The sequence below is a fragment of the Pseudomonas sp. SDO5522_S412 genome, assembly GCF_054071215.1.
Map to the genome: position 1 here is coordinate 1 of NZ_JBSVWQ010000205.1, position 9,979 is coordinate 9,979.

At 61.7% G+C, this 9,979-nt stretch carries 9 protein-coding genes; 8 read left to right on the forward strand and 1 reads right to left on the reverse strand.

From position 1 onward, the window contains the following. Positions 1-64: 64 nt before the first annotated feature. Positions 65-1,117: a 2,5-dihydroxypyridine 5,6-dioxygenase gene (locus ACW9I6_RS26500; RefSeq protein ID WP_003215335.1), complete on the reverse strand. Its 1,053-nt coding sequence runs from the start codon at positions 1,115-1,117 to the stop codon at positions 65-67. A gap of 307 nt (positions 1,118-1,424) precedes the next feature. Between ACW9I6_RS26500 and ACW9I6_RS26505 the strand changes: the two genes are divergently transcribed. The 8 genes from ACW9I6_RS26505 to ACW9I6_RS26540 all read left to right on the forward strand — a co-directional run bounded on the left by ACW9I6_RS26505 (position 1,425) and on the right by ACW9I6_RS26540 (position 9,875). After that, the gene (locus tag ACW9I6_RS26505; protein WP_003215332.1) at positions 1,425-2,558 is read left to right on the forward strand and encodes an FAD-dependent monooxygenase; all 1,134 of its coding nucleotides are present in this window, start codon (positions 1,425-1,427) and stop codon (positions 2,556-2,558) included. Next, the gene (locus ACW9I6_RS26510) at positions 2,555-3,364 is read left to right on the forward strand and encodes an alpha/beta fold hydrolase (protein ID WP_008436143.1); all 810 of its coding nucleotides are present in this window, start codon (positions 2,555-2,557) and stop codon (positions 3,362-3,364) included. The genes ACW9I6_RS26505 and ACW9I6_RS26510 overlap by 4 nt, the downstream gene beginning before the upstream one ends. A gap of 11 nt (positions 3,365-3,375) precedes the next feature. Beyond that, positions 3,376-4,128, forward strand: a complete 753-nt coding sequence (locus tag ACW9I6_RS26515) for a maleate cis-trans isomerase family protein (protein WP_177050558.1) — start codon at positions 3,376-3,378, stop codon at positions 4,126-4,128. A gap of 138 nt (positions 4,129-4,266) precedes the next feature. Next, positions 4,267-4,899 carry an N-carbamoylsarcosine amidohydrolase gene (locus ACW9I6_RS26520; protein ID WP_003215327.1) on the forward strand — a complete coding sequence of 211 codons (633 nt, stop codon included), beginning with the start codon at positions 4,267-4,269 and terminating at the stop codon, positions 4,897-4,899. A 223-nt stretch (positions 4,900-5,122) separates the two neighbouring features. Next, positions 5,123-6,433: an MFS transporter gene (locus ACW9I6_RS26525; RefSeq protein ID WP_008436141.1), complete on the forward strand. Its 1,311-nt coding sequence runs from the start codon at positions 5,123-5,125 to the stop codon at positions 6,431-6,433. 27 nt (positions 6,434-6,460) lie between these two features. Further along, positions 6,461-7,543, forward strand: coding sequence for a nucleoside hydrolase (locus ACW9I6_RS26530; RefSeq protein WP_457340025.1), 1,083 nt, complete (start codon positions 6,461-6,463; stop codon positions 7,541-7,543). A 71-nt stretch (positions 7,544-7,614) separates the two neighbouring features. Continuing rightward, positions 7,615-8,898: a glycosyltransferase gene (locus ACW9I6_RS26535; RefSeq protein WP_177009418.1), complete on the forward strand. Its 1,284-nt coding sequence runs from the start codon at positions 7,615-7,617 to the stop codon at positions 8,896-8,898. Positions 8,899-8,969: 71 nt separating this feature from the next. Beyond that, positions 8,970-9,875, forward strand: coding sequence for an AraC family transcriptional regulator (locus ACW9I6_RS26540; RefSeq protein ID WP_003215319.1), 906 nt, complete (start codon positions 8,970-8,972; stop codon positions 9,873-9,875). Positions 9,876-9,979 lie beyond the last annotated feature (104 nt).

The window sequence follows — 9,979 nt, forward strand, 5'->3', positions numbered from 1 at the left end:
TCAGGTGGCGCATGTGTGACTGACGTACCGCATTCGCGAGCAAGCCCGCTCCCACATTGGATGTTTAGTGGGCCAGGGAGGCCTTGGGGGCTACGACGTCGCCGGCGATGACTACGGCCTCATCATCGAGGTAGACGTCGCAATTGCGCAGCGGGATGTCCATGTGGCACGGGGTCTTGCGGGTGCCGCCGACTTCGGTGTTCGGGCCGGTGGAGAACAGGAAGTTGCCGTAGAACGCGCGGGCGTCCATGCACATGCCGTCGTTCTTGTCGTGCAGGCCCATGGCCGTCCATTGCGCCCGTGGCTGCAGGCCCCAGCCGATGTGGGAGATGCCATATACCTCGGGGTCGTTGAAGTATTTCATGTAGTCGCGCAGGTATTCGGCCTCGAAACCACCGTGGATTCTGGTGATGAAGCCCTTCTCGATCTCCAGGGTGATTTTCTCCCGGGTGTAGGTCTTGAACGGCAGCAGGATGTCGCCGATATCCAGCACCAGCACGCCCTCTGCAGTTTCCTCATTGGGCCAGGAGAACAGGAAGCCGCTCGGCCAGTGGTCCCAGCGTCCCGGTTCGTCGGCAAAGCCGTATTCGGTGACGGACGGGTATTGCCCCAGCGCCGCCCGGAAATCACTGCCGGCGCGGGATTTGACGTGGATCGAGCGGGCTTTTTTCAGCAGTTCTTCAGCGGCCAGCACGCGCACTTTGTCCTCTTCGGTCGGCAGCATGCGCGCCAGCACTTCCGGGGGTTCCACCGCCAGCAGGATGCGCGTGCCGGTCTTGAGGATCTGTTCCTGCTCCGGCGAGTGCAACAGCATCATGGTGTCGACGATCAGGTCGGCCGCTTCCAGCGCCCGCTGCGCCGCGATATTGCCGGTCAGGGCAGTGTCGCCACAGTAGGCCGTCATGTCATTGCCCATCGCCCGGGGATGGTTGAACGACGGCAACTCCACCGCATACACCTTGGCCCCCAGGCGCTGCGCCGCGTCCATCGCGGCGCGCACGGTGCGCGGGTCGGAGTAATGGCTCTTGAGCACGGCGACGCTCTGGGTCGGGTCGACCTTCGAGAGCTTCAACACATGCTCAAACATCTGGGTCAGTTCGCAATCACTTACCGGCATTTCCTGTCTCCTCAGCTGCTGCACCAAGATCTTGCAGGGCGCTTCACTCTAGTGCGTTTTTATAGCGTATACGCCAATTAATCACGATAAGAACTGATTTCATCATGGACTGCAAGCACCACGCCAAAACGTTACGAATCCACACAAGCCCAGTTATATATGGAGATATCCGGTTACAGGGGATCGATATGGCCAAAAAACAATTTTTCAGGCGTGGGCTTTTCATTTGAAAAAATGAGCGTATACACTTTAAAAACCTTGCGGACAGACGCCGCCGGCCATTATTCGAAAAAGAGGACCACGCCCCATGGGAAGCACACAAAAAATCGCAATCGTCGGCGCCGGCCTTGGCGGTGCCGCCGCTGCCACCCTGCTGCAACAGGCAGGGTTCGACGTGGACATCTACGAGCAGGCGCCGGAGTTTTCCCGCCTGGGTGCCGGGATCCACATGGGCCCCAACATCATGAAAATCTTCCGCCGCATGGGCATCGAAAAACAGCTGGACCTGATGGGGTCGCACCCCGAGCACTGGTTCAGCCGCGATGGTGAAACCGGCGACTACCTGTCACGCATTCCCCTGACTGGCTACGGCGCGTCCTACATCACCGTGCATCGCGGCGATCTGCACGCGCTGCAGATGTCCACTCTCAAGCCCGGCACCCTGCACTTCAACAAGCGCCTGGAAACCCTTGAAGAAACCGATACCCAGGTGCGCCTGACTTTCGCCGACGGCGAGGTAACCTACGCCGACATCGTGATCGGTGCCGACGGCATCAATTCGCGCATTCGTGAAGAGCTGCTGGGTGCCGAAAAACCGCTGTACAGCGGCTGGGTCGCGCACCGTGCGCTGATCCGTGGCGACCAGTTGGCCAAGTACGACCTGAAGTTCGAAGACTGCATCAAGTGGTGGACCGAGGACCGGCACATGATGGTCTACTACACCACCGGCAAGCGCGACGAGTACTACTACGTCACTGGCGTGCCGCACCCGGAATGGGACTTCCAGGGCGCCTTCGTCGACAGCAGCCGGGAGGAGATGTTCGACGCCTTCAAGGGCTACCACCCGACCGTCCAGGCCCTGATCGAATCCACCGAAAGCGTGACCAAATGGCCGTTGCGCAACCGCAACCCGCTGCCGTTGTGGAGCCGTGGTCGCCTGGTATTGCTGGGTGATGCCTGTCACCCGATGAAACCCCATATGGCCCAGGGCGCTGGCATGGCCATCGAAGACGCCGCGATGCTGACGCGCTGCCTGCAGGAAACCGGGATCGGCGACTACCGCACCGCGTTCGAGCTGTATGAAGCCAACCGCAAGGAACGCGCGTCCCGGGTGCAGGCCGTGTCCAACGCCAACACCTGGCTGCGCACCCAGGAAGATCCGGACTGGGTCTACGGCTATGACCTCTACGCCCAGCAACTAAAATCGGGGGTGGCGGCGTGAGCAGCTTTCTCTACGGCGGCAATGTCCAGGCCAACGGTATCCGCCAGCATTACCTGCGTTACGGCGGCAAGGGCCCGGCACTGATCCTGATTCCCGGCATCACCAGCCCGGCGATTACCTGGGGTTTTGTCGCGGAACGCCTGGGTTTGCACTTCGACACCTACGTGCTGGACGTGCGCGGTCGCGGCCTGTCGTCCACCGGCCCGGAGCTGGACTACAGCGCCGACACCTGCGCCGATGACATTGGCGCGTTTGCCGACGCCCTGAAGCTCGACAGCTATCACCTGGTCGGCCATTCCATGGGCGCGCGGTTTGCCGTACGCAGTGCGGTGCGCCATCCACAAGGTGTCAACCGCGTGGTGTTGATCGACCCGCCGATGTCCGGCCCGGGTCGCCGCGAATACCCAAGCAAACTGCCGTGGTACGTCGATTCGATTCGTCAATCCCAGGTCGGCATGGATGCGGAGGCGATGCGCGCCTTCTGCGCCACCTGGACCGAGGAACAACTGCAACTGCGCGCCGAATGGCTGCACACCTGCTACGAGCCGGCGATCGTGCGTGCGTTCAATGACTTCCATACCGTCGATTTCCATCAGGACCTGCCGCACCTGGAGGCTCCTGCCCTGCTGATTGTTGCCGGACGCGGCGGTGTAATTCAGGCCGAAGATGTCGCGGAAGTCCGACAGTTACAGCCGACCCTACAGGTCGCCCATGTGCCAAATGCAGGACACATGATCCCCTGGGATGACCTTGAAGGCTTTTTCGCTGCCTTCGGCGACTTCCTCGGCCAGCCCCTGACTGCATAACGGAGACCATCATGCTCAAGCCTTATCGCATCGGCCAGATTGTGCCGAGCTCCAACACCACCATGGAAACCGAGATCCCGGCGATGCTTAACGCGCGCCAGGCGATCCGCCCGGAACGTTTCACCTTTCACTCCAGCCGCATGCGCATGAAGCAAGTGCGCAAGGAAGAACTGGCGGCCATGGACGGTGAGTCCGACCGTTGCGCCATCGAACTGTCCGACGCCAAGGTCGACGTGCTGGGCTACGCCTGCCTGGTAGCGATCATGGCCATGGGGCTGGGTTACCACCGCAAGTCCGAGCAACGCCTGCGCACGGCCACCGCCGACAACGACGCCAACGCCCCGGTGATCACCAGTGCCGGCGCCCTGATCGAAGGCCTTAAAGTCATGGGCGCCAAACGCATCGCGATTGTTGCGCCGTACATGAAACCGCTGACCGAACTGGTGGTGAACTACATCCGCGAAGAAGGCTTTGAAGTGGTGGACTGGCGCGCCCTGGAAATCCCCGACAACCTCGAAGTGGCCCGCCACGACCCGGCCAACCTGCCGGCGATTGTTGCCGGGATGAACCTGGAAGGTGTCGACGTAATCGTACTGTCGGCCTGCGTACAAATGCAGTCGCTGCCCGTGGTCGCGAAGGTCGAAGCCCAGACCGGCCTGCCGGTGCTCACCGCCGCCATCGCCACCACCTACGCCATGCTCAAGGCCCTGGACCTGGAACCCATCGTCCCCGGCGCCGGCGCCCTCCTGTCGGGAGCCTACTAAAAACGCTTTTGTGGCGAGGGAGCATGCTCCCGCTGGAGTGCGAAGCGCCCCCAAAAAAACAGGCCTGCTACGCAGCCCAACGGGAGCAAGCTCCCTCGCCACAGGGTACGTGCACTGTCCATTACCGAGGACTGAAAGATGAGCGAACAATCCGCCGACGCCAACTACCAGGGCGTCTGGGGTAACCGAATCGGCTTCGGCAAAAAATCCGCCCTGCTGATGATCGACTTTATGCAAGGCTATACCACCGAAGGCGCGCCACTGTTTGCCCCCGAAGTGCGCATCGCCGTGGCCGAAAGCGTCGAGCTGCTGGCCTGCGCCAGGCGTCACGGAATCAGCGTGGTGCACACCAATATCCGCTACCATCCGGGCCATTTCGCCGACGGCGGTATCTGGGTAAAAAAGGCCCCGGTGATGAAAGACATGGTCGAGGGCAACCCCCTCGCCGCGTTCTGCACCGAGGTCTTGCCCCTGGCCAATGAAGTGGTCATCACCAAACAATACGCCAGCGCGTTTTTCGGCAGCAGCCTGGCCCCGATGCTGCACGCCCAGGGCATCGACACCGTGGTGCTCGCCGGCTGTTCCACCAGCGGCTGCATCCGGGCCACCGCAGTGGATGCGGTGCAACACGGGTTTCGTACCATCGTCGTGCGCGAATGCGTCGGCGACCGCCACCCGGCGCCCCATGAAGCCAACTTGTTCGATATCGACAGCAAGTACGGCGACGTGGTGAGCAAGCAGGAGGCGATGAGCAAGTTCAAGGAGCAGTAACGCGTCAACAGGAACCACGACAAAGAGCGTGGTCCGGAAAAAACTGAGCGCCCACGCTGGAATGCAGTCGAATGTGGGAGCAAGCCCGCTCCCACACTTGATCACCTCCAACAGGGCCACCTCAGTCTTCTGTCACTGCCTTTGGAAGTCGCTTTCACAGCACTCCGAAGTGCTGAAAAAGCGGCCGTATAAAAACCATAAGTCACCGCCAGGAGACACCCCAATGCCCATTGCGAATGCAGCGCCCGCGACTACGGTCGCCGATCCGGTCCACACGCTCTACCACAAGATCACCTGGAAGCTGATTCCGTTCCTGTGTTTCTGCTACCTCGCGGCCTACCTGGACCGCATCAATATCGGCTTCGCCAAACTGCAGATGCTCGACCAGCTGCACTTCAGCGAAACCGCGTTCGGCCTCGGTGCCGGGCTGTTTTTTGTCGGCTATATCATCTTCGAAGTCCCCAGCAACCTGATCCTGGAAAAGGTCGGGGCGAAGATCTGGATCGCCCGCATCATGATCACCTGGGGCCTGCTGTCGGCCTGCACCATGCTGGTCACCTCCACCACCCAGTTCTACATCCTGCGGTTCCTGCTGGGTGCGGCCGAAGCCGGGTTTCTACCGGGCGTGCTGTATTACCTGACCACCTGGTTTCCCACCCATCGCCGGGGGCGGATCATCGCCCTGTTCATGATCGGCCTGCCGCTGTCCAGCGTGATCGGCGGCCCGTTGTCGGGCTGGATCATGGGCCACTTCGACAACATGGCCGGCCTGCGCGGCTGGCAGTGGCTGTTCCTGATCGAAGCAGTGCCCAGCGTGCTGCTCGGTGTGTGGACCTTCTGGGCGCTGCCCAATACCTATCAGCAAGCCAAGTGGCTGTCGCCGGAAGAAAAAAACCTGCTGGAAAGCGAACTGCGCAAGGACGACGCCGACGGTGCCGCCAGCAAACACAGCTTCCGCGACGGCTTCTTCAACCTCAAGGTGTGGATGCTCGGCGGTATCGACTTCTCGATCCTGCTCAGTGCCTATGCCATGGGGTTCTGGATGCCCACATTCATCCGCAACGCCGGGATTACCGACACTTTCCACATCGGCATCCTCACGGCCCTGCCCAGCGTGGCGGCCCTCTTGGGCATGCTGCTGATCGGCGCCAGCTCCGACAAACACCGCGAACGCCGCTGGCACATCATCGTGCCGTTCTTCATCGGCGCGGCGGCGATGGCTACCAGTACGTTCTTCACCCATAACGTGGTCGCCACCGTGGCGCTGTTTGCGATTGCCTCGGCGGCGATCATCGGTGCGGTGCCGGTGTTTTTCAGCCTGCCGGCGACCTTCCTGAAAGGCACCGCAGCGGCCACCGGCTTTGCCCTGGCCTGCTCGCTGGCGAACATCGCGGGCCTGGTGAGCAACTCGCTGATGGGCGTGGCGATTGACGTCACCGGCAGCAGCGCAGGGGCCTTGTGGTTTTTTGCCGGCTGCCTGATTCTCAGCAGCTTCCTGGTGATCGCCTTGCCGGCGAAGCTGGTAAACCGCTAACAACAACAATTTTTCGGGTGAGTCTCCATGCAAGGTTTCATCAAGCGCTGTGCTCTGCTTGTCGCCGTGGGCCTGTGTGCCGGTACGGCGCAGGCCGCAGAAAAGGTCATCTTCGACACCGACTTCAACGTGCTCAACGATGACGGCCAGGCCTTTATCATGCTCGCCCAGCTGCACGGGCAAAAACGCATCGACCTGCTGGGCATGACCCTGGTCAGCGGCAACGCCTGGGTCGACCAGGAACAGGTCGACGCCCTCAAGGCGGTGGAACGCATGGGTGTGGAGAAGGAAGTCGGCGTGTATTCCGGCGCCGCCTACCCGCTGCTGCATGACTACGCCACCTATGAGGCGGAAAAAGCCCTGTTCGGTTCCGGCTGGCCGGGTGCGTTCAAGAACCCGCGGCCAACCAGTGCCTCACAACTGGTCGCGCCACCGGACGGCCTGGCGACCCACACCAGGCTGCGCAAGGAAACCGCCGCCCAGTTCATCGTCGACAGCGTACGGGCCAACCCCCACGAGGTAACGATCCTGGCGGTCGGCCCGCTGACCAACGTTGCCCTGGCGATTCGCTCGGCGCCGGACATCGTGCCGCTGATCAAGCGCATCGTGTACATGGGCGGCGCGCTGGAGATTCCGGGCAACACCACGCCGGCGGCGGAGTTCAACTGGTGGTTCGACCCGGAGGCCGCGAAGATCGTGTTGCGCTCGCCCATCGAACACGTGATTTTTCCCAACGATGTCTGTGAGAAAGTCACCTTCGACAAGTCGGTGTATGAGCGGGTGATCGCACACAAAGGCCCGATTGCCGACCTGTACAAGCACGAGTTCGGGCCACTGTTCGCCAAGGACCCGGCTTACCACAGCTTCACCTGGGACAGCCTGCCGGCACTGTTTCTCGTGAACCCCGGGATCGTCACCGAATCCCGCGAGCTGTGGGTGGACGTGGATGCCACCTTCGGCGCCGACTATGGCCGGGCACTGGGCTACAAGAAAGGCGCGCCGGTCGGCACGCAAAAGGCCAAGGTGGTCTTCGCGGTGGACCAGAAGCAGTTCTGGGACGGTTATGTAGGGTTGGTGACGCTGCCGACGCCGGTCAACATCTTCCGCTGAGTGCGCCGGAACTTGAGGGGCTGTGGTTTAATTGCGCGCCTTTGCCCAGCCCTTCAAGGAATCCGTTGTCGATGAATCAGCCCGCCACCAAAGTCCTGGTCATTGGCTACGTCTGGCCAGAGCCTCGCTCCTCGGCGGCCAGCGGGCACATGATGCAGATTCTGGAGAGTTTCCTGGCCCAAGGCTGGGACATCACCTTCAGCAGCCCGGCGGTCACCGGCGAACACAAGGCCGACCTGCCCGCCCTGGGCATTCGCGAATGCGCGATCGAGTTGAATAACAGCAGTTTCGACGCGTTTATCCAGCAATTGGCTCCGGATATCGTGCTGTTCGACCGTTTCATGATGGAAGAACAGTTCGGCTGGCGCGTGGAAAAATCCTGCCCGAATGCTCTTCGGGTGCTGGAAGCATCCGACCTGCAAAGCCTGCGGGACGCCCGCCACCAGCGCCTCAAGGATTTCCTGAAGGCGCACCCCGAAGCTGATGACTTCGACGCGCTGTTCAGCCGGGACCTGGCCGCCGAATTCGATGACATGGCCGATACCGACCTGGCCAAGCGCGAGATCGCCGCGATCTACCGCTGCGACATCAGCCTGATGATCTCCGATGTGGAAATCCAGTTGCTGACCGAACACTTCAAGGTGCCCGCTGCCCTGCTCCACTGGTGCCCGTTGATGCTGGCGCCGCCCACCGAAGCCTTTGCCCCCTTTGAGGACCGTGCCCACTTCCTGAGCATCGGCAATTTCCGCCATGCGCCGAACTGGGATGCGGTGTTGTGGATGAAGAACAGTGTGTGGCCGCTGATCCGCCAGCAATTGCCCGGCGCTCAACTCCACGTGTACGGCGCCTATACGCCACCCAAGGCCACCGCCCTGCACAACCCGGCCCAGGGCTTCCACGTGATGAATTGGGCCGAGGATGCATTGCAGGTCATGAGCGCTGCGCGTATCTGCCTGGCGCCACTGCGCTTTGGTGCCGGGATCAAGGGCAAGCTGGCCGACGCGATGCTCTGCGGCACACCCAGCGTTACCACACCGATTGGCGCCGAAGCCATGGGCGAACCGTGGCCCGGCGTGGTCGAACACAGCGCCAGTGCACTGGCGGCTGCGGCGGTTGCGTTGTATCAAGACCCGCCACGCTGGACCCAGGCCCAGGAAGATGGCCGGCAGTTACTGGCCCGCCGTTACGCCCACGACCTCCACGGCCCGGCCCTGGTGGAGCGCCTGGAGCAGTGCCGCCGCCAGTTGGCCGAGCACCGTCGGAACAATTTCACCGGCAGCATGCTGCGCCACCACCTGCACAAAAGTACCCAGTACATGGCGCAGTGGATCGAGGCGAAAAACCGTACGCTGTAGACACAGACGCTGGCGAGGTGGCGCGCAAGGGGGCATTATCCTTTTCGCAACCACAATAAAGCGACTGCAGCATGACCCGAGCAGCGAGAATCACCGATCCTTCCTACGAGCTGATGGACGATCACAACGGTCTGTCCATCATCTATCGCCAACACGGCTTCCCGTGCCCGTTGGTGCGCTGGCATTTCCACAAGGAATACGAGCTGCACCTGATCGTTGCCAGCTCCGGCAAGGTGTTTATCGGCGACTACATCGGCAACTTCTACCCGGAAAGCCTGTTCCTCACCGGCCCCAACCTGCCCCACAACTGGATCAGCCAGGTGGCCGAGGACGAAGTGGTGCCCAAGCGCGACATGCTGGTGAACTTCACCGACGAGCTGTTCGACGGCGGCAGCCATGTCTTTGCCGAGCTCAAGACCCTGGCGCCACTGCTGGAACGGGCGCAATACGGCATCGAATTTCGCTGCAAGAAAACCATCGCCCAGGCCATGACCCTGATGCAGCGCATCGAGGACGCCCAAGGCATGGCGCGCCTGGGGCACTTCTTCATCCTGATGGAAGTGCTGAGTGCCTGCGAGGACTACCAACTGCTCTCCGGCGTGACCACGCCGCAACTGGCGGATGAACACAGCATCGACCGCACCAACCGCGCGGTGGACTACATTTTTGCCCACTACGCGCGGGAGCTGTCCCTGGAAGAGGTGGCCGAATACCTCGGCATGAAACCCACCTACTTCTCCCGCGTGTTCAAACAAGCCACCGGCCGCACCTTCATCGAATTCGTCAACCGCCTGCGTATCAGCAAGTCCTGCGAGCTGCTGGCCGATGGTGACAAAGCCGTGACCGATGTGTGCTTCGAGTCAGGCTTCAACAACATCTCCAACTTCAACCGCCGCTTCCAGCAGCTCAAGGGCATGACCCCCTCGCACTATCGGCGCCTGGCGGTGCAGCGCCTGACCGAGCAGAACCTCGCCTGAAAACGCGCGCTCCTGTGGGAACCCGCTTGTGTGGGAGCGGGGTTGGTTTCGGACGCAGGGTGTTCGGACACGCCAACATCCGCTTATTCCCCCCCCTCTCCCGC

Excerpts from the sequence above, each read along its gene's own strand:
- ACW9I6_RS26540 (WP_003215319.1), top strand. The coding sequence starts at position 8,970 with ATGACCCGAGCAGCGAGAATCACCGATCCTTCCTACGAGCTGATGGAC.
- ACW9I6_RS26515 (WP_177050558.1), top strand. The coding sequence starts at position 3,376 with ATGCTCAAGCCTTATCGCATCGGCCAGATTGTGCCGAGCTCCAACACC.
- ACW9I6_RS26525 (WP_008436141.1), top strand. The coding sequence starts at position 5,123 with ATGCCCATTGCGAATGCAGCGCCCGCGACTACGGTCGCCGATCCGGTC.
- ACW9I6_RS26500 (WP_003215335.1), bottom strand. The coding sequence starts at position 1,117 with ATGCCGGTAAGTGATTGCGAACTGACCCAGATGTTTGAGCATGTGTTG.
- ACW9I6_RS26530 (WP_457340025.1), top strand. The coding sequence starts at position 6,461 with ATGCAAGGTTTCATCAAGCGCTGTGCTCTGCTTGTCGCCGTGGGCCTG.
- ACW9I6_RS26505 (WP_003215332.1), top strand. The coding sequence starts at position 1,425 with ATGGGAAGCACACAAAAAATCGCAATCGTCGGCGCCGGCCTTGGCGGT.
- ACW9I6_RS26535 (WP_177009418.1), top strand. The coding sequence starts at position 7,615 with ATGAATCAGCCCGCCACCAAAGTCCTGGTCATTGGCTACGTCTGGCCA.
- ACW9I6_RS26520 (WP_003215327.1), top strand. The coding sequence starts at position 4,267 with ATGAGCGAACAATCCGCCGACGCCAACTACCAGGGCGTCTGGGGTAAC.